Annotated in this window: 16 protein-coding genes and 1 riboswitch; of the genes, 8 read left to right on the forward strand and 8 right to left on the reverse strand. The window is 43.5% G+C overall.

Features of this window, described 5'->3' with window-relative positions:
* Positions 1 to 90 precede the first annotated feature (90 nt).
* The 4 genes from gerQ to L1611_RS14190 form a co-directional block, all read right to left on the reverse strand.
* Positions 91 to 534: a spore coat protein GerQ gene (gene gerQ, locus L1611_RS14175; RefSeq protein ID WP_407681736.1), complete on the reverse strand. Its 444-nt coding sequence runs from the start codon at positions 532 to 534 to the stop codon at positions 91 to 93.
* Positions 535 to 606: 72 nt separating this feature from the next.
* Positions 607 to 1038 (reverse strand): cell wall hydrolase, encoded by a 432-nt coding sequence (locus L1611_RS14180; protein WP_236314215.1) that lies wholly within the window; start codon positions 1036 to 1038, stop codon positions 607 to 609.
* A gap of 151 nt (positions 1039 to 1189) precedes the next feature.
* On the reverse strand, positions 1190 to 1936 hold the full coding sequence (gene hemQ, locus L1611_RS14185) for a hydrogen peroxide-dependent heme synthase (protein WP_236314216.1): 747 nt from the start codon (positions 1934 to 1936) through the stop codon (positions 1190 to 1192).
* Between the two features lie 123 nt (positions 1937 to 2059).
* Positions 2060 to 2836: a sporulation protein gene (locus L1611_RS14190; protein WP_236314217.1), complete on the reverse strand. Its 777-nt coding sequence runs from the start codon at positions 2834 to 2836 to the stop codon at positions 2060 to 2062.
* A gap of 260 nt (positions 2837 to 3096) precedes the next feature.
* Between L1611_RS14190 and pta the strand changes: the two genes are divergently transcribed.
* The gene (pta, locus tag L1611_RS14195) at positions 3097 to 4074 is read left to right on the forward strand and encodes a phosphate acetyltransferase (protein ID WP_236314219.1); all 978 of its coding nucleotides are present in this window, start codon (positions 3097 to 3099) and stop codon (positions 4072 to 4074) included.
* Between the two features lie 89 nt (positions 4075 to 4163).
* Here the strand turns inward: pta and lipL are convergent, their stop codons facing one another.
* Positions 4164 to 5006: an octanoyl-[GcvH]:protein N-octanoyltransferase gene (gene lipL, locus L1611_RS14200; protein WP_236314220.1), complete on the reverse strand. Its 843-nt coding sequence runs from the start codon at positions 5004 to 5006 to the stop codon at positions 4164 to 4166.
* Between the two features lie 353 nt (positions 5007 to 5359).
* Between lipL and L1611_RS14205 the strand changes: the two genes are divergently transcribed.
* The 6 genes from L1611_RS14205 (at position 5360) to L1611_RS14230 (ending at position 13508) form a co-directional block, all read left to right on the forward strand.
* Positions 5360 to 6607: a dicarboxylate/amino acid:cation symporter gene (locus L1611_RS14205; protein WP_236314221.1), complete on the forward strand. Its 1248-nt coding sequence runs from the start codon at positions 5360 to 5362 to the stop codon at positions 6605 to 6607.
* 462 nt (positions 6608 to 7069) lie between these two features.
* Positions 7070 to 8362, forward strand: coding sequence for an HD domain-containing protein (locus L1611_RS14210; RefSeq protein WP_236314222.1), 1293 nt, complete (start codon positions 7070 to 7072; stop codon positions 8360 to 8362).
* A gap of 12 nt (positions 8363 to 8374) precedes the next feature.
* Positions 8375 to 8875, forward strand: a complete 501-nt coding sequence (locus tag L1611_RS14215) for a YwgA family protein (protein ID WP_236314223.1) — start codon at positions 8375 to 8377, stop codon at positions 8873 to 8875.
* A 255-nt stretch (positions 8876 to 9130) separates the two neighbouring features.
* A riboswitch (cobalamin riboswitch) is annotated at positions 9131 to 9333 on the forward strand.
* 410 nt (positions 9334 to 9743) lie between these two features.
* Positions 9744 to 11981 carry a ribonucleoside-diphosphate reductase subunit alpha gene (locus L1611_RS14220; protein WP_236314224.1) on the forward strand — a complete coding sequence of 746 codons (2238 nt, stop codon included), beginning with the start codon at positions 9744 to 9746 and terminating at the stop codon, positions 11979 to 11981.
* Complete coding sequence (locus tag L1611_RS14225; protein ID WP_236314225.1) at positions 11971 to 13014, forward strand: ribonucleotide-diphosphate reductase subunit beta; 1044 nt, start codon at positions 11971 to 11973, stop codon at positions 13012 to 13014. The genes L1611_RS14220 and L1611_RS14225 overlap by 11 nt, the downstream gene beginning before the upstream one ends.
* Positions 13015 to 13112: 98 nt before the next feature.
* A complete protein-coding gene (locus L1611_RS14230) occupies positions 13113 to 13508 on the forward strand; it encodes a DnaJ family domain-containing protein (protein ID WP_236314227.1) in 396 nt (131 codons plus the stop codon).
* Positions 13509 to 13671: 163 nt separating this feature from the next.
* On the opposite strand, the gene L1611_RS14235 is transcribed toward L1611_RS14230, so the two are convergent.
* Both L1611_RS14235 and L1611_RS14240 read right to left on the reverse strand, forming a co-directional pair.
* Positions 13672 to 14487: a glycerophosphodiester phosphodiesterase gene (locus tag L1611_RS14235; protein ID WP_407681737.1), complete on the reverse strand. Its 816-nt coding sequence runs from the start codon at positions 14485 to 14487 to the stop codon at positions 13672 to 13674.
* Between the two features lie 264 nt (positions 14488 to 14751).
* The gene (locus tag L1611_RS14240; protein WP_236314228.1) at positions 14752 to 16062 is read right to left on the reverse strand and encodes an NCS2 family permease; all 1311 of its coding nucleotides are present in this window, start codon (positions 16060 to 16062) and stop codon (positions 14752 to 14754) included.
* Between the two features lie 203 nt (positions 16063 to 16265).
* Between L1611_RS14240 and L1611_RS14245 the strand changes: the two genes are divergently transcribed.
* Positions 16266 to 16811: a YwhD family protein gene (locus tag L1611_RS14245; protein WP_236314230.1), complete on the forward strand. Its 546-nt coding sequence runs from the start codon at positions 16266 to 16268 to the stop codon at positions 16809 to 16811.
* Positions 16812 to 17455: 644 nt separating this feature from the next.
* Here the strand turns inward: L1611_RS14245 and L1611_RS14250 are convergent.
* Complete coding sequence (locus L1611_RS14250; protein ID WP_236314231.1) at positions 17456 to 19522, reverse strand: transglycosylase domain-containing protein; 2067 nt, start codon at positions 19520 to 19522, stop codon at positions 17456 to 17458.
* Positions 19523 to 19839: the final 317 nt, after the last annotated feature.

A 19839-nucleotide genomic window follows, 5' to 3' on the forward strand; every position in this document is an offset into this window, starting at 1 on the left:
TATTCTTCCAGGCCACTTTTCAAGTTGTCGAATACATGAAAAAAGGGCTTCCCAGCACCCTTCGATGCGTAGTCCGCCCCTTTCAAAAACCTACCTTGGAGAGTAAGTAGCCATTTGTCCTGCTGTTTGATTGTTGAACGGGTAAGTATACTCGATTTCTTCATCAAAGGTTACATAATCTAAATAAACCATCAACAATAGATAGCGTTTCCCTGTCTCTGGATCACTGATAATGATGTGATCTCTCCCGGCTGCTTCTATAACACCTTTGAAAATCTTAGCGGGCCATTTCGGGTTGCCCTCGAATGTCATATAAAACGTTCCAACCTTTCCCCGGTTCAATCGAAGTATATTTTCGATATACGACTGTTCAACCGGGAGTTGGCCGTTCATTTGTGCTGCACCAGGAAATCCGGAAGGGAAACTGCCAGGCATGCCCTGCATTCCCTGAGTTCCAGGCATTCCCTGAGTTCCCGGCATCCCCTGCATCCCCGGCATGTTGTTTTGGTTTTGACGATAATTTGGATAGTTCATAACAAACCTCCCCATCTTCAATGTTACTCCCTATTAAACAGGTATACTCGACGCTCGGATAAGTTATGACTATTAAAACGTTGAATAGACCTCAGAACAGTCTGCCTCACTAGGTTGGTAGAAACAATGGGATTTGAAACGGCCTGCATTCGCCTGGTTGAACCACTGGGCTGGACAGGCTCCTGGTGGCTTGAAGAACCATAAGGAAAATTCAGCTGGATTGAATCTTTGTCCGGCAATCACTTTTTTCGCCAATTTGATTTCGCTTTGCCTGGCTCCCTGATAAAAATATCCTTTCTGAGTTGCTTCGAATCCACCCGGAGATTGGAAAACCATTCTTGGGATGGTATTGATGTCTTTAAAGTCCAGACAGCGGACTCTTACACGGTTGACGCCGACATTCCCGACCATGAGCATCCCTAGCTTCCCTTCACCTTCTGCTTCAGCTCTCATCAATCTGGCAAGCATCTCGATATCTTTTTGAACGGCCCTTACTACTGCCATATGTCACCCCCATGAAGTAGGCTTTCACTTACTATAGGTATGACAGGTAAGCTGGAAAATGTTGATGGACAAAGAGAAAATTTCAGAGGACCAGCCTCAATAAAGGAATAAAAAGACAGCCCTATCAAGGACTGTCCTCTATATAGTTCTGTTATACAGCTAAGAATGAGCTGACTTTTTCTTTTGGAAGGATATTTCCTACGTAAAATGAACCGAATTCACCGAAACGTGCACTTACTTCATCAAAACGCATTTCATAAACAAGCTTTTTAAACTGAAGGACATCGTTGGCGAATAAGGTAACACCCCACTCCCAATCGTCGAAACCGACAGAACCGGTAATGATTTGCTTCACTTTTCCTGCATAACCACGACCGATCATGCCGTGGCTCCGCATCATCTCTCGACGCTCATCCATGGAAAGCATATACCAGTTGTCATTGCCTTCACGACGCTTGTCCATCGGATAGAAGCACACATGCTCCCACTTCGGAAGAGTTGGTTTCAAACGTCCTTGAATCATTGGATCTGTTTCAGGGTCCACATCTTTTGAAGCCATATAGTTACTCAATTCTACAACTGAAACATACGAATAAACAGGAACCGTATATTCTGCAAATGTCGTTTTGTTGAATGCTGTTTCAATTTCGTTAAGCTCTTGCATCGTCGGACGGAGAAGCATCATCATGAAGTCTGCTTTTTGTCCAACGATGGAGTAAAATGCGTGACTTCCTTTTTGTTGTGCTTCTGTCACTTCCCACTTTTCAAGAAATGTAAGTAGTTCTTGGATGGCATGCTCTCGTTCGTCACTTGAGATGGACTTCCATGCTGCCCAGTTCATCGTGCGAAAATCATGTAAGCAATACCAGCCATCCAAGGTTTTAGCCGCTTCATTCATTGAAGACACTCCTTTATCACATTACTATCAGGTTTTTTTCCGTTTCCATCATATCACAAATCCTTTCAAACCAAAAAAGAGGGGTTCAACTTTAACAAAAAAGTCAAACCTCCCTTTGAATGATTATATGAAACTGCGAATATGGTTTTCGACAATTCGTTTCAACTTTCCAACATCTTCCGTTTCTTTTCGAGATATGTCCAGCATCGATTTCCGTTCATCCATATCAAGTGCTTCTTCCAAGAAACCAAATAAACCTTTACCGCGTTTATCCACCTCGATCAAAAGTTGTGCATGGTCCTTTTCTGGATAAAGGACGAGTTCGATTTCGTCGAGCTCTCCCCGGAATGGTCCTGAATAGGGAACAAATTCGAATTCCTGTACAAACGGATGGTTCCTTTGCATATGCCTTTTTACATGAATACATTCAGACTTTCGAAGACGGAAACCGAGCTCTTCAATCGCCTTAAAAATACGATCGACTATATCACTTGGGACAACTTTAATGAAATCATTGTCTGTAGGGTCAATAGCTTGCTTGATGTCTAAAGCCGTCTTCAGCCATATCGGCGTTTTCCCCATCGATAAAGGTGTATCGGAGGGTAGAGGGAATGTAAAAGGAATTTCCTTTCTTTCACTGGCGGCAACCGTAAAGCTTTCAGCCACTTTGTATTTTCCAAGGACATGTGTTTCCTTCACTTTTCGATCCTCCACTTTCCGATAATACTCTGTCATCAGATAGATGAAAATATCATCAATATGCTGGTCGACCCTCCCTCCTGTGATGTCAATGACACCTTCAATCGTTCCTCCAGCCTTGAACCAACTCTCTGTAAGCTTCGTATCCACCACTGCAGCGCCGATTCCAACACTTGCGAGCATACGATTTACCATAGACATGTCCATACCCCTTTTCAGATCGCATATTTCAAATCTTTTCTTTTTACGGATATCGAGGAATAAAGTTTCAATGAATGATAAAAGGTTATGAGAATTATGAAATGCAAAACTACTTTTGGTAAGCGATTACATAAAGGTTTTTGGTTTCGTCAGGGGATAAAAAGGAGTATTGTAGGAAATGAAAAAGATAGAGTCATTTAATGTAATGCAAAAAAATTTAAATGAACGAATGTGATACAGTGGAAAAAGGAGGAGTTAATATGAGCAACATGTTTACGGTGATGGAGCAGAAGCTGAGGGCGACTTATCCTTCCATCGTTTTTCCAGAAGGCGAGGATTCCAGGATCATTGATGCAGCTGTCCGGTTGGCTGAAGAGAAGATTCTGAGACCAATTTTGATCGGTGACCAGGCTCTTATCAGAGCGATCCTTGAAAGGAAAGGACTTGATCTTGACCTTGTCGATATCCTCTCTCCTGAAAACTATGAAGGTTTCGATGAAATGGTGAAACAGTTTGTGGAACGACGGAAAGGGAAAGTCAATGAGCCTGAAGCGAGGGAAATTTTACAAGATGTCAATTATTTCGGAACCATGCTCGTCTACATGGATAAAGCCGCAGGGCTCGTCAGCGGTGCAGCCCATTCTACTGCGGATACAGTACGTCCGGCGCTTCAGATCATCAAGACGAAAGAAGGCATCAAACGTACTTCAGGCGCTTTCTTGATGGTGAAGGAAGATGAGCGCTACATTTTTGCCGATTGTGCCATCAACATCAATCCTACAGCAACCGATTTAGCCGAAATCGCAGCGACAAGTGCAGATACTGCGCGGGTTTTCGGACTCAATCCAAGAGTTGCGATGCTTAGCTTTTCAACAAAAGGATCTGCAAAATCAGATGAAACACAGAAAGTGATCGATGCAGTCACACTATTGGATGAAGTCGGCACGGATTTCCCTGTAGACGGTGAACTGCAATTTGATGCCGCATTCGTGCCAGAGGTGGCAGCTAAGAAAGCCCCTGATTCACCGCTTGAAGGAAGATCGAATGTGTTCGTCTTCCCAGGATTGGAATCAGGAAATATCGGCTATAAAATGGTACAGCGCCTAGGCGGTTATGAAGCGATCGGTCCAGTTCTTCAAGGGTTGAACAGGCCAGTAAACGATCTATCTAGAGGCTGTAACAGTGAGGATGTATATAAATTATCCTTGATCACAGCCATGCAAGCACGGCATAAATAAAAAATCGAGTGGATTTTCCACTCGATTTTTTTATATGGTAAGAAAGTATAACTTTTCAGTGATGTACAATGTCCTCTAAAATCTTTTTGTCATCGAACCAATGCTTTCCTGTTTCTTTCAACCACACGTTTCAAATAAAAATCATATTGATTGATCTCCGAAATGGATAAGTAGGAGGAGAGCAGATCCGAGCCTTGATTCTTCAGAAAAAGCAATAAAACTTCCATGAGATCAGTTACGTCAATTGGAGTATCTGCAAGCTCAGATAAAGAAGCCATTACTTTCGGATCGATTGATGGGTAGGTGAATTTCGTCTCAGCGCCGCCCTTTGCCCGTTCGTAAAATTGCCGGACAACCTTTGCACGCTCTGAGCCGGATCCATTTACACACAAATAGATTTGGACTGCAATGCCGCCGCGTAATCGGCGTTGCGATATTCCAGCAAACTTTTTCCCGCCAATACTTAAATCATACTTTCCTGGACAGTAAGACGTGGGGATTTCTTTTCTCTCAAACGTTAGTCCATAAGGCTTCAACAACGCCTTGGTAAGGTGTACCATTGCCTCGTATCCTAAGTCGATGTCGATTCTCTGTTCTTTTTCAGAGAGGATGAGTGAAAGGTTCAAGATCCCTTCATCCAACACGACGGCTAATCCCCCTGAATTTCGGACAATGACTTCATATCCTTGTTCTTCAAGGTATTTGACGCCTTCGTTAAGGTTCGGCAACCGGCTGTCCTGAATCCCTAATACGATTGTTTTTGGATGTACCCATGTGCGGACCGTAGGAGGGGCGTCCTCACTGCCGATTGTGCTGCATAATGTATCGTCCATGGCGAATGATTGAAGTGCGTGGAAGGATTCGCCCAATGTGGTTTGGTCTATGATACGCCATTCAGGCTGTGCCAATATACGTTTCAATATTTCTTTCATTCTTAAAGCTCCTTTAAATAACCTCAACCGTTTTATTATAGCATGTCCTGTAAAATTCGTTCACCTGCGAATACTTTTTTGTCGGACTTTCTTCGGTTAACAACTGCTCGAATAGGGAATGGGTTGAAATGAATGGGGCCTGGTGATTTTATTCATTAACTACATGGAGGAGGGATAAAGGAATATTACGATTTTTCCAGCAAGGAATAATATTACAAACGCTTACATATCAATGGTCATGATTAGAAGAGCTTTGCATAAACATGCGAAATGTTTTATATTACCATTTGACAACATTCATCAAGCATTAGAAAATAGCCAATAGCGTATTTCATTAGATAGGAGGATAAAATATGAAGTTAAGCGTCCAAATCATAATCGGTCTGATCTTAGGTATTGTCGTCGGAATCGTGCTTAATTTATTTGCAGCCGATTTATTTACTGTACTCGATAAATATGTTTTCGGCCCTGTCGGAACAATTTTCTTGAATCTAATTAAAATGCTTGTCGTACCAATTGTCTTTTTCTCGATTGCACTCGGTGCAGCAGGAATTGGAGATCCGAAAAAGCTCGGTCGTATCGGAGGGAAAACGATTGGGTACTTCCTTATCACTACAACAATCGCACTTGTCATCGGACTTGGATTGGCGTATTTGATCCAGCCAGGTACAGGCGGAGGTTTTGACACAGAAGGCCAGGCTAATTTCAAAGCCGAAGAAGCACCACCAGTGGTTGATACATTATTGAACATCATTCCGACAAACCCAATTGATGCCATGGCGAAAGGTGATATGCTCCAGATCATCGCCTTCTCCATCTTTGTCGGTTTTGCGGTTGCAATGTTAGGTGAAAAAACAAAAGGTGTACGAAAGTTACTTGAAGAAGGTAATGAAATATTGATGTACCTTGTCAACATCGTTATGATCCTGGCTCCATATGGTGCGTTTGCATTGATCGCATCTGCTGTCGGGAGCTTCGGTTTAGATGCGCTGCAAGCGATGGGCCTTTATTTCGGAACGGTGTTACTTGCATTGCTCTTGCATGCACTCATCACCTATGGAACAGCCGTTTCGACACTCGGAAAGATGAATCCGGTCAAATTTTTCAAGAGTTTCGCGCCAGCGATGTCTGTTGCCTTCAGTACATCGAGCAGTAGCGGTACACTTCCTGTATCAATGAAGACAGCACAGGAAAACTTGAATGTGCCGAAACAGGTCAGCAGCTTCGTGCAGCCACTCGGTGCGACGATCAATATGGACGGTACAGCGATCATGCAGGGGGTCGCAACGGTATTTATCGCCCAAGTTTACGCGGTTGATCTTTCAATAACGCAGCTTATCACTGTTGTGCTTACAGCGGTGCTTGCAAGTATCGGTACAGCAGGTGTTCCTGGAGTAGGTTTGATCATGCTAGCGATGGTCTTGAAACAGGTTGGCCTTCCGGTCGAAGCGATTGGTCTTGTCCTTGGTGTAGACCGCCTATTGGATATGACCCGTACTGCTGTTAACATTACAGGTGACGCATCTTGTGCCGTGATCGTTGCAAAGTCTGAAGAAAAGCATGGCGGTGCACCGCAAAAGACACCTGATCTAGATATATAGGCACACTCCTGTGGGAGAAGCGGGCCAGGCTATACCAGCCGTGAGAAACGTGATATCCAGATGAAGAACTGACTTGAAGACTATCTCAAGTCAGTTTTTTTTATTTAAGGATAAGAAAGCATTCATTTAGGAAAGGATGAAAATTTTGGTTGCGGTGGAGAAATGTCTAGCTCCACTGCCCAACCACTTGGATCACTTCAGACCTCCTGCAGAGCAGTACAATTGAATGATGACCAATGCAATCATTTTTAAAGCCGCGTAATCCGAAAAAAATTTTTCTGTGACTGTATGTCAGGTCATGTAATGGAACCCGGCTTTTCACATTTTCGGAGAGGTTTTCATTTCATTTTGAAGAATATATAATTAAAACAATGGTCGAAAAAAACATGAACATGAAGTTCAATTCACTAATATAGACGCAGCTTCTCCAGGTGTAAGAAGAAAGGGGTATCAAGTCAGGCGATGAGCTATATGCTGCAACAATTAAACGAAGAAAAAGTATTTAAAGATCCTGTACACAGATATATCCATGTGCGTGACAGCATTATTTGGGATTTGATTGGAACGAAGGAATTCCAGAGATTGAGAAGGATCCGGCAGCTCGGAACGACATTTTTAACCTTCCATGGGGCAGAACACAGCCGTTTCAGCCATTCATTAGGGGTGTATGAAATTGTCCGACGGATCATTAAAATCTTTCAGGGCAGGCCGCATTGGAACAATGAAGAGCGCATCCTTTGTTTAGCAGCTGCACTTTTACACGACATCGGACATGGACCCTATTCACATTCCTTTGAAAAAGTATTCAATCTGGACCACGAGGATTTCACGCAATCGATTATTCTTGGTGATACTGAAGTGAACAGCATCTTAAAAAAGGCAGATAGTGACTTTCCGCGTAAAGTTTCGGAAGTTATTGCGAAAACCTATGAAAACAAGCTTATCGTCAGTATGATCTCAAGTCAGATTGATGCAGACCGGATGGATTACTTGCTCCGTGATGCTTATTTCACAGGAGTAAGTTACGGCCAGTTCGATATTGAGAGGATTTTGAGAGTCATGCGCCCGAAGGAAGATCAAGTCGTCATCAAACATAGCGGAATGCATGCTGTAGAGGACTACATAATGAGCCGATATCAAATGTATTGGCAAGTATATTTTCATCCAGTAACTCGCAGTGCAGAGGTCATTCTATCAAAGATTCTCCATCGAGCGAAAGCTCTCCATGAAGAAGGCTATACCTTTAAATTGGAGCCGATCCATTTCGTTTCATTATTCAACGATGATGTCGATCTGGATGATTATATCAAGCTTGACGAAGGGATCATCCAGTTTTATTTCCAGGCATGGCAGGAAGAGGAGGATGACATACTAAGTGATCTTTGTGAGCGGTTTTTGAATCGCCGCCTTTTCAAGTACATGGAATTTAATCCAAACGTCCATATGGAGCATTGGCATAGACTGTACACTTATTTTGTCAGAGCGAAGATCGATCCGGATTACTATTTGATCGTCGATTCATCGTCAGACTTGCCTTATGATTTTTATCGCCCGGGTGAGGAGGAAGAACGCCTTCCGATCCACTTGTTGATGAAGAGCGGAGAATATCGGGAGTTGTCCAGGGAATCTACGGTTGTCGAAGCGATTTCCGGTAAAAAACGGACCGATCATAAGTTGTATTATCCATCGGACCTGGTAGAGAGAATAGAAGATCAGGACTTAAAAAGAAAAATCAGTGAAATATTAGAATTATAGGAGGGGATCCTAATGCTTGAGCATCATGCTCGGTTGGTGGCATTGTTCGATTATGCCAGGGAGGTCGTAGGAAGAAAGAAGCTTCAGAAAATGGTTTATATTGCAAAAAAGTTGAACTTTCCTTTCGGAGAAAAATATCAATTTCATTTTTACGGACCCTATTCTGAGGAACTGACGCTTCGTGTCGAAGAACTTTGTAACCTAGGATTTATCGAAGAGACGAAAGAAAAGGTATCAGGTTATTATCAGTACCGTTACACACTGACAGGTGAGGGAGAGCAATTCTTGAATCATTATGATCTGGACCTGGAACCACTCAAGGACTGTGTAACGTCTATGAATGAAAAGCCTTCACGCATGCTGGAGCTTATTTCGACCATCCTTTACTTCGATCATCTTTCTAATGAGGAGATAGTAGAAAAGATTCAAGTCGTCAAGCAAAAACAGAAATACACTGAAGAAGAGATAGAAGAAGCATTCCGATATATCGAGGATCTCAAAAGCCAACAGTAGTATTGTAAAGAAAAATCAGCTTTCAAACGACTTAGGCACTTTTGTGAAGGATTTCGTTCTTCGCTGGGTGCCTTTAATGCAGGGGTCTTTTGTACTATTTTCTAGGAATATGATCAAAATTTCTAGGATTAACAGTCATTTTTCTAGGATTAACAGAAAAATTTCTAGGATTAATACTTCACCTATGTAACTATTCTAAAAACATATTGACAAACACTATATTTAGTGAGATTGTAAGGTTAATAATACAATATATTGATTTTATTGAACGATAGGTGTCTTTTAAGAAGACTTAATAGGGAATTTGGTGAGAAGCCAGGACTGTCCCCGCAACTGTAATTGTGGACGAACGGAATGATCCACTGTATAAGAGAGTCTAGCAATAGGTGCTTATATGGGAAGGGTTCCTAGTAGGGAGAAGCAAAAGTCAGTAGACCTGCCTGAGTTTGGTGTTTCAATTCTTCGGGGATTGAGGGTTGAAGCGTGGACGTTCTTTTCAATTCGGTCCGGGTCTTTTATATAGGTCTGGTCCGATTTCAAACCGTCTTCGTTTCAACCACTCGAAATACGGGTGGTTTTTTTAATGGATAAGAAAGTATAAAAATTTTGGTTGCGGTGAAGAACTGTCTAGCTCCACCGCCCAACCACTTAGATCACTTCAGACCTCCTGCGGCGGCGACAGCCTCCTCGTCGGACTTCCAGTGACCTTCGTGGCTGACCAGGGCGTTTGCGCTTTTCTTGATGTCTAGCTCCACCGCCCAACCACTTGGATCACTTCAGACCTCCTGCGGCGGCGAATGCCACGACGTTGGTCTTCCCGGTGACCTGTATAGGTTAACTCTCTAAATCAGAAATGGAGGACTAAAAAATGACTACCGTACTGAATAAAAAGCATTTTCCGATAAAACTCATTAAACTTACTGAAAAACTGGAAAAGAAATTCCCTCATCTGGATGTATCAGACTTAATCGAGAAAGCAACGACTCAATCGGACCATGCCAATGAGGAAGCGTACATCAATTTGATGCTATTGGAAGGGTTGGCAAGAATTACACAGGAAGAGCCGGATTGGACGTATGTCTGTGCCCAAATCCATCTTTATTCTCTTTACCGTGAAACCGCTCGAAATCGTGACCAGGTACCTGGTTATCGAAACTTCCATGGGCTTCTCCAATTACTTAACAAAAAAGGTCTCTTTGACAAAGAGCTGCTTACACATTACACGAAAGAAGAGGTGGACGAGCTTGAAGCAGAATTGGTGCCGGAACGGGATGAACTGTTCACATATGCAGGCATCCGGATGCTGGCGGACCGTTATCTAGCGCGGGATCATGATCGCCAATTATACGAGCTGCCTCAAGAGAGATGGATGGTCATTTCAATGACGTTGATGATTCCTGAACCGAAGGAACAACGTCTCCAACTTGTAAAAGAGGCCTATTGGGTCCTTTCAAACCTCTATATGACGGTGGCTACCCCGACCCTTGCCAATGCAGGGAAAGCGCATGGCCAGCTAAGCTCATGCTTCATCGATACAGTAGATGACAGCTTGCGGGGAATCTATGATTCGAACACGGATATCGCGATGCTCAGTAAAGCAGGGGGAGGAATCGGTGTCTATCTCGGAAAGATCCGCAGTAAAGGCTCGGACATCAAAGGGTACAAAAATACATCTTCAGGTGTAATCGCCTGGATGAAACAGCTCAACACGACCGCAGTAAATGTCGATCAACTCGGACAGCGCAATGGTGCTGTTGCGGTCTATTACCCGGTATTCGGAAAAGACATTTTCGCCTTCCTCGATGCGAAGCTGAACAATGGGGACGAGCGGCAGAGGACACATGATCTGTTCACAGGAGTCGTCATCCCTGATCTATTCATGGAAAAAGTCGAAAACCGTGAAGAGTGGTATCTGTTCGACCCGCATGAGGTGAAAAAGCTGATGGGATTTGAGCTTGATGATTTTTACGATGAAGAGAAGGGTAGCGGAAGCTTCCGGGAGAAATACGAACAATGCGTCGATCATCCCTTCCTTTCCCGCGAGACCGTGCCTGCGATCGAAATCATGAAACGGATCATGATCAGTCAGCTTGAGACCGGCGGCCCGTTCATGTTTTATAAGGATACAGTCAATCGGTTGAATAACAACCGTCACGAAGGAATCATCTATTGTACCAACCTATGTACGGAAATCACACAAAATCAGTCAGCTACGACGGTTGAAGAGGAAACGACCAAGGACGGGAAAATTATTATCACAAAAACTCCTGGTGATTTTGTCGTTTGTAATTTATCAAGCCTCTCTCTTGCAAAAGTGATGAAAGACGATGTGTTGGAGCGTGTCATTCCGACTCAAGTACGGATGCTCGATAACGTTATTGAACTTAATAAAGATAAAATTGAAGTGAAACAAGCGTTCCTGACGAATGAAAAGTACCGGGCGATCGGACTGGGAACGTTCGGGTGGCATCATCTGCTCGCTCAGAAAGGGATCCGCTGGGAGTCGGAGGAAGCGGTCACCTTTGCAGATCAGCTTTATGAAAAAATTAACTTCCTGACGATTCAAGCAAGTAATGCCCTGGCAAAAGAAAAAGGGACTTATCCAACATTTGAAGGCAGCGAATGGAGTACAGGGGCTTATTTTGAAAAAAGAGGCTACGAAAGTCCGGAGTGGCGTGAATTAGCGGACAATGTCCAAAATGAAGGGATCCGGAACGGTTGGCTGCTTGCGGTTGCACCGAATGCGTCAACGAGTATTATTGCCGGCTCTACAGCGAGCATCGATCCGATTTTCAAAAAGCAATATGCCGAAGAGAAGAAAAACTCAAAAATACCAGTGACCGCCCCTGACTTGTCACCTGAAACAACATGGTTTTATAAGAGTGCATATGATATCGACCAAAAATGGAGCATCCGCCAAAATGCAGCAAGGCAGCGCCATGTCGATCAATCGATTTCCTTCAACCTATACGTACGGAACACAGTGAAAGCGAAGGAACTTCTCGACTTGCACTTGAGCGCCTGGAACGCTGGTTTGAAGACGACCTATTATGTCCGTTCCACCTCTCACGAAGATATAGAAGGATGTGATTCTTGTGAAAGCTGATACAACACTTCATGTGAGGGAATTGTATGTCCCTGAAGCCCCGAACGCCTCTACAGGTATTCTCAATGGGCAAAGCTCGAACGTCTTGAACTGGGATGATGTCCGCCACACATGGGCATATCCGTTATATAAACAGATGCTCTCGAACTTTTGGACACCGTTCGAAATCAACATGTCTGGTGACCGGAGGCAATATGCGGAGTTATCAGCTAAGGAAAAAGAAGCGTTCAACAAAATCATCGGACTGCTTGCTTTCCTGGATAGCATTCAGACCGATTATGCGAACCGGGTTGCCGGTTATCTGACAGATTCGAGCTTGACAGCACTGATGACTGTGCTCGCCTTTCAGGAAGTTGTTCATAACCAGTCATATTCTTACGTCCTTTCGAGTCTTGTGGATAAAGGGAAGCAGGATGAGATTTTCGAGTACTGGAAGCACGATGCAGTATTACAGGAGCGGAATGAATTCATCATAGAGGGATACGAATCATTTGTGAAAAACCCGACGCCTGAGACGTTTTTGGAGTCGATCGTCTATGACGTCGTTTTGGAAGGATTGAACTTTTACTCAGGGTTCAGTTTCTTCTACAATCTGGCAAGGAATCAAAAGATGGTTTCAACCTCGACGATGATCAATTACATCAACCGTGATGAACAGCTGCATGTCCACCTTTTCACGAAAATCTATCATGCAGTCATTGAAGAATTTTCTCTGGATAAGAAAGAAGCGCAACAATTTGTCAGTGAAACGTTCAAAAAAGCAGCCGACCTTGAAATCAAGTGGGGGAATTACATCCTAGGGGACCGCTTCCCTGGGATCACTTCCTCCGAGCTGGATGCATATATTAAATTCATTGCAAACAAGAGGGTGAATCAGCTTGGAGCTGACCGGCCATACCCGGAGCATCGCAAAAATCCGATGCCTTGGATCAAAGCATATGAATCAGTGAATGAAGGGAAAAGTGACTTTTTCGAACAAAAATCCAGACAATATACGAAAGTTTCCGATGACAATGGCTTCGATGAGCTGTAAATTCACGGAATTGCCAAAAATAGCATGAGGATTTTCACTGTCCATTCCGTAGTACTAATATAAAGAGTTTTAGTGATTATTTGCAGGGAGGGATGGACGTGAATAAGGACAATGAAGGCAAGAAGAAGCCGGAAGTGGTTGAAATCCAGTATTCTGACCTCATAGGAGACATTATCAAACGGGCTGAACAAGAAGGTGCATTCGACAACCTGAAAGGCAAGGGGAAACCTCTTAAGCTGGATGGGGATCATACGTACAATCCTGATCGTTTATTGAATAAGGTGATGAAAGATAATAATATCCTTCCACCTTGGATCCAGATGGATAAAGAGATCGAACGGCTGAAAGAAGAACTTTCGCATTATTCAAGTGAATACAACATCCGTAAGTCAGTTGAAAAAATCAACAAAAAAATCTTCAATTACAACTTAAGCTGTCCCCCAGCTGCACAGAAACGGAAATTAAAATTGGAAGATTATTTGCCATCGGAATGAGAAGAAGGGAGCGAACCCGAAACGTGGGTCAGCTCCCTCTTTTTTGTTTTTGATATAATTTTAAATTTGCTGTGTTTTGGTCCTAAGTTCTAGAGATAAATAGCTATGGATTGATTTGAAGAACCTTTTTCCAGGTCCATTTAACATTACAACGTGACCTTTATTATTGCTTCCCGTAATTTCTCGGCACATAGTCTGGGTAATCAGTGATGATTCCGTCCACGCCTGCATCAAGCAGTGGCTGGACATCCTCTTTTGCTCGGACTGTCCATGGCATGATGCCCATATTGAGAGCATGGATGCGGTCGACAAGTGCGCGATCGACTTGGTTTTTGTACGGGTTCACGTAATTTGCATAGGTCTTGAATTCATTCAGGGATTCATCAGTAAGGTCCAGGTAGTTGGAAGTAAGGACACCGACTGGAACATCAGGTAAAAGGTTATGGAATGTTTTCATCGAATTGAAATCAAAGGATTGGACAATGACCGAATTGTTTTTCGGCTTATCCATACCCCGTTCTCTTAATGCCTCAACCACTTTTTTCTCAATTCCAGGATAAAGAGATGGGGCTTTCAGCTCGATCAAAAGCTTTGTTTTTCCGCGCATGCCGTCCAACACATCTTCAAATTTTGGGATCGGCTCACCTTCGAATTCGGATGCAAACCAGCTCCCTGCATCAAGGGAACGGAGCTCCGCGTATGTAAGATCAGCTACTTTTCCTGTCCCATCGGTTGTACGATCGACTGTTGTATCATGAATAACCACAAGTTCGCCATCCTTGCTCATCTGTACATCCAATTCCACATAATCAGCTTTCATCTCGAATGCTTTTCGAAAAGCAGCCATCGTATTTTCAGGTGCATATCCAGCGGCACCGCGGTGAGCTACATTTTCAACTTGATCATGAATGGCTGCCTCTGCACGAGCGAGAGGGAGTATCATCAGAACGGCAATAACTGAAAATGCGAATAATACCATAATAGATTTTTTCCCGGCAAAAGTGAACACTTTCTCATCCCCAATCAATTCAATTAATTTGATAACAATACATATCTTAAAGGGAGTCTTTTAAATGGATATGAATGGCAGATAAACTTTTATAAAGGAAAAAGGGTAAAAAGTATCGAGGTTTGTTAAGAGGGTATTGATGGTAGGCACAAAGGGGGAAAACCATCAGAACAAGGTCCGGCTAAATAGGAAAAAAGAAAGGAATCGCACAAAAGCGACCCCTTTCACACGATATCAATGTGGTACATAAGCCAATTGGATAAAGAATAGGACAGCGAACAGAATGACCAGTGGGTGGACTTCCCGCCATTTTCCACGTACGATTTTCAACAGCGGATAAGAGATGAACCCAAGGGCGATCCCTGTGGCGATACTTGAAGTAAGCGGCATTGTCAAAATGATCAGAAATGCTGGGAAAGCCTCATCAAACGTGTTCCAATCGATCTTGGAAAGACTTGAAAGCATGAAGCTTCCGACAATGATCAAGGTTGGTGCAGTAATGGCGGAGAGTCCTGAAATTGCACCGACAAGTGGTGCAAAGAACATCGCCACTATGAACATGAAGGCGACGACCATATTCGTCATCCCTGTACGACCGCCTGCTGCAACCCCTGAAGAGGATTCGATATATGCGCTGGTCGGGCTTGTTCCGAAAATTGCTCCGACAGAAGTTGCGACAGAATCCGCAAGCAGTGCCTGACGAGCACGCGGCATCTTGTTCCCTTTCATTAGCCCGGCCTGTTCTGCGACACCGACCATCGTACCAGTCGTATCGAAAATTGTAACGAGCAGGAATGAGAAGACTGCTGCATAAAGACCGTACGTAAACATGTCTGTGAATGCGGTAATCGGACTGCCGAAAATGAACGCATCTGGTATTGATGGCAATCCAACCACACCATTTTCAAATTTAAGTTGACCAGTAAAATACGCAATCATCCCGGTGATGGCCATTCCCAGAAACAACGCGCCCCTTACATTCAATGCCATCAAAACCAATGTCACCGCTAATCCTGTCAAGGTTAATAGGACTTGAGGCGAGTGAAGGTCCCCTAATCCGACAAGGTTTTGTGGATGGGATACGACAAGCCCAGTCAATCGCAATCCAATGAAGGCGATGAATAATCCAATTCCAGCAGTGATGCCATGCTTCAAATTAGCGGGAATCGCTTCAATCAGCTTTTTACGGAAAGGAGTCAATGATAGGATGACGAATAAAATACCGGATACAAAAACAGCACCGAATGCGACTTCATATGAAATTCCCATTCCACCGACGACGGAATAAGCGAAATAAGCGTTCAATCCCATTCCGGGAGCGATGGCGATCGGATAATTGGCAAACAACCCCATCCAAAGTGTACCTATGACTGTTGCAATGATCGTCGCCATGAAAACAGCATCGAATGGTGCACCAGCCTCACTTAAAATACCTGGATTCACTACCACGATATAGACCATTGTCAAAAATGTCGTCAAACCAGCAATCAATTCGGTTTTGACATTTGTTTGGTTTTCTTTCAGCTTAAAAAAGTTTTCAAACATAAAAAACACCTCCAAAATGCGAACATTTGTAAAGACCATTCATTATAATATTCGTTTTTATTGATGAATGCAAGGGAACGATGTAATCTTTCATAAGAATTGAATAGTATGATAAGATTAACTCATACATTAACTCTGGGATGTTCGAATGTTTTGAAGAATATCAAATCCGGATTTACAGGCGATAGTAGGAGGTTTTGGACGTGAAGGATCTCTTTAACAACGATAACAGCAACAATGATAAAGGCGATGATAAGCCGAAGAAAAAGCAAGGGTTTACGATTTTAAGTGGAGATTCCACTGATGGCCATGGCGGTTATGGAGTAGGGACAATCAATCTCAATAACCTGACCCCAGTTTTTGTGGATCCTGCTGATGAAGAAGTGTTCATCGATTTGGGTGCTCTACACGCAAGAAGCTCAGTGGAAAAGCGGATCAAATTCACAGCCAACCGTGATGATGCCCCGAATTCTAAATTGTATTGGCTTGTCTGGGTAATGGTCGATGCTTCAAGTTCCGGTCCGTATTATGCTGGTCTAGGAGCCTGTGAACTCCAGGTCGATACAGAAGCGAGACGTGGTTATAAGAGTATGCCGGAACATGTTAACAATATGGATAAGGCACTTAAGAAAAAAGTCGTCGTGGACAATATGGATGAGAAATCAAAAGCATTGTTGAAAAAGTTCTTGATCGAATATAATGAAGAGTTTTGGGAGCGGGCGAGTAATGAAGTGAAGAACGCTCTTTAGGGGATCAAAGAATGATGAACAGCGTATTTCAGCGTTACTTGGTTTTTCCGGTCCTTATGTATTAATTCCATACAATCCGGTCCTCAAAACCATCGTGCCTCGAACTCCTTGTTCCTAATTCTTTGCTCAGGAATGATGAACGGCGGATTTTCTTTGAACAGTTTTTGAACAAAATGTGAAAGACCTGTGCGCGGAACCTGAAATGAAGTAAAATAAACATTATCTTTACACACATATTTACTAGGACAGAAAAAGGGATTGGCTCATTTAGGCCAGTCCCTTTTTCATTTCAGTCCTCCTGCGGCAATCGACACATTGATTTAGTTCGAAGTATTTAACCATGCAGAACCGAACTTTGTTTGGTTCGAGTCTTCTCGTTGGACTTCCGGTGACCTTCGTGGTTAACCAGGGCACTTGCGCTTTTCTTCATCGCTGGTGCAATTCTTCCGACGTTGAAGCAATCCTTGATAATTCAGTGCAATACTTTTAGCGTTGGTGCAATCCATATTGTTTTCGTGCAATGGTTCTGCGAAACCGTGCAATAATTTTTATTTTCGAGCAATTATGTCGTAAAACCGTGCAATTAACTCTCCGCGGCCCTATGCCAAACACATTAGAAAAAAAAAAGCGGACGTATCCGCTTTTTACCCTTTTATCCATTTCCAAATCTGTTTGAAGAAGCCTTTTTCTCCGGTCTGGTTAGGTGAAATAGGTGCTTTTTCCTTATCAGCGGCATCACCTTTACAGTACTTCGTCGGTTGCGTGCCCTCGATGTAATAAGAAAGCCTCTTTTTTGAACAGCTGTCACTTGCCAGCAAGCCCGTATCTGGATTCACATTTACGCCAATGACACCTTCAGGTTGAGTGAATTGAGCGACAGGACGACCTGACATCGCATCCTTCATGAAGTGCCCCCAAATATTTTTGGAATAAAGCACATCATTGAAAGGATGAAGGGATTTCCCTTTGTCGTAACCGGTCCAGACTCCAGTCACGAGCTGTGGCGTGTAACCGATGATCCAGTTATCGTTATTGGTCGAACCGGTCTTTCCAGCTGTCGGCCGATCGATCAAACTGCTGATGGAAGCGCCAGTAACTCTCGTATAGTCATTCAACCGTTCATCAAATACACCTTTCATCAGATCGGTCATGACGTAAGCATATTCTTGATCGATCACGCGCTTTTTCTCGACATCTTGTTCATATATGACGTCTCCTTTATAATCGACGACCTTCGTGATGAATCTTGGTTCACTTTTCACACCATTGTTGGCAAATACACTATAGGCTGATGTCATTTCCAGAACCCCGACAGGCTTTGTTCCAAGAGCGAGTGAAGGGATGGCAGAAAGATCACTTTTTATTCCGAAATCCCTTGCAGTTTTGACAAGCTGTTCAGGCCCGATGAAGATATTGGTCTTCACGGCGTATACGTTATCAGAAACTGCGATTGCCTGCGCTAAGGTGATCTCGTCGTTCGCATAATGATTGCCGAAATTTTCAGGTATATACTCGTTCTCTTCCCCCTTGAAAAAGGTTGTCGGCTCACTCTTCAAGAGAGTGGAAGGCGTGAATCCGTTTTTCAATGCGGCAGCGTATAAGAATGGTTTGAAGGTCGATCCGGGTGCACGTCTTGCCTGGGTAGCACGGTTATAGGCACTCTTTTGATAATCCCGGCCGCCGACCATCGCTTTTACGTCTCCTGTTCTAGGATCGAGTGCAGCCATACCCACTTGGATGCTTGAGGTCTTCGGAATCGACTTTTCAACCCAGTGCTCTGCTTTTTCTTGGAGTTCTGGATCCAACGTTGTGTAGACATGGTAACCGCCAAGCTTCACCTCTTCCGCATCCAGTCCAAGTTTATTTTTTAAAAGGTATTCGACTTCATCCTGGAAGTAAGCTGCTTTTTCTACAGGCAGGTTCGTTTTCCCGACGATTTCAAGAGGTGCTTTGTATGCTTCGGCGGCTTCTTTCGCACTTGCTGCTCCAGTTGCGACCATTGCATTTAATACGATCTTTTGCCGTTTTTTTGCATTATCCATATTGGCGATCGGACTGTAATAGGATGGTCCTTTCGGAATTCCCGCTAACATGCTCGCCTCGGCAAGGTTCAATTTTTTGGCAGGCTTCCCGAAATAAAACTGGGAGGCAGCTTCGATCCCATAATTTCCATGTCCATAATAAATCGTGTTCAAATAACCCTGGATGATTTCGTCTTTCGTGTAATTCGCTTCGATCCGTGCTGCATATACCGCTTCCTTCAGCTTCCGCTCCCACGTTTTATCAGGTGCGAGAAATAAGTTCCGGGAGTATTGCTGAGTGATCGTACTAGCGCCCTGGACTTTCGAACCCGCCCGGATATCAGCTAAAAGGGCGGCACCGATCCGTTTTAGGTCAAACCCGTGATGGCGATAAAATTTGCGGTCCTCTACAGCTACGGTAGCTTTCGTCATATAAGGCGATATATCCTCAAGTTTTACCCAAAACCGATTTTGACCAAGTGGCTCGTGCTCTCCAATGATCGATTCATCGGACCCATAAAAGACCGTCGTCTGGGGAACCTTTAGCGGAGGAGGGCCCATTACATGGATGACAACGACAAAAATAAGCCCTATCAAAAATAAAGGCAATGAAAATATCAATAAAGTCCTGAGATAGAGCCATACTACTTTCCATGTCCTCAACAAACGATCAGCGGTTATGACTTCCATGAGGCGTCCCCCCTTACATAAGCCGTTTCAGCTTCTTAGTAACTTCCATTTTTACTAGTATGGGAGGGTTCCACCGATTCTAAACGTTGACTTGGCCGCTTTTACATTCGAGGTCGACGCCGTTCCGATTCTTGTTTGCAATTGGATATAAAATTCTCTTGCAAAAATGGGGTAATCGAGTATACTTTTCTTGCAGATTATCCATTGTAAGTTTCAAATCAATGACTGAGGGAAACGGACAAATAGGTGATAGAGTATCAATTGTGGGCCAGAGTAAATTCGATACACGTTGAATACTTATGATAGAATGCCAAATA

Origin of the sequence: Pseudalkalibacillus salsuginis, assembly GCF_021646685.1 — a bacterium.
In the GTDB taxonomy this organism is placed as follows: domain Bacteria; phylum Bacillota; class Bacilli; order Bacillales; family Fictibacillaceae; genus Pseudalkalibacillus; species Pseudalkalibacillus salsuginis.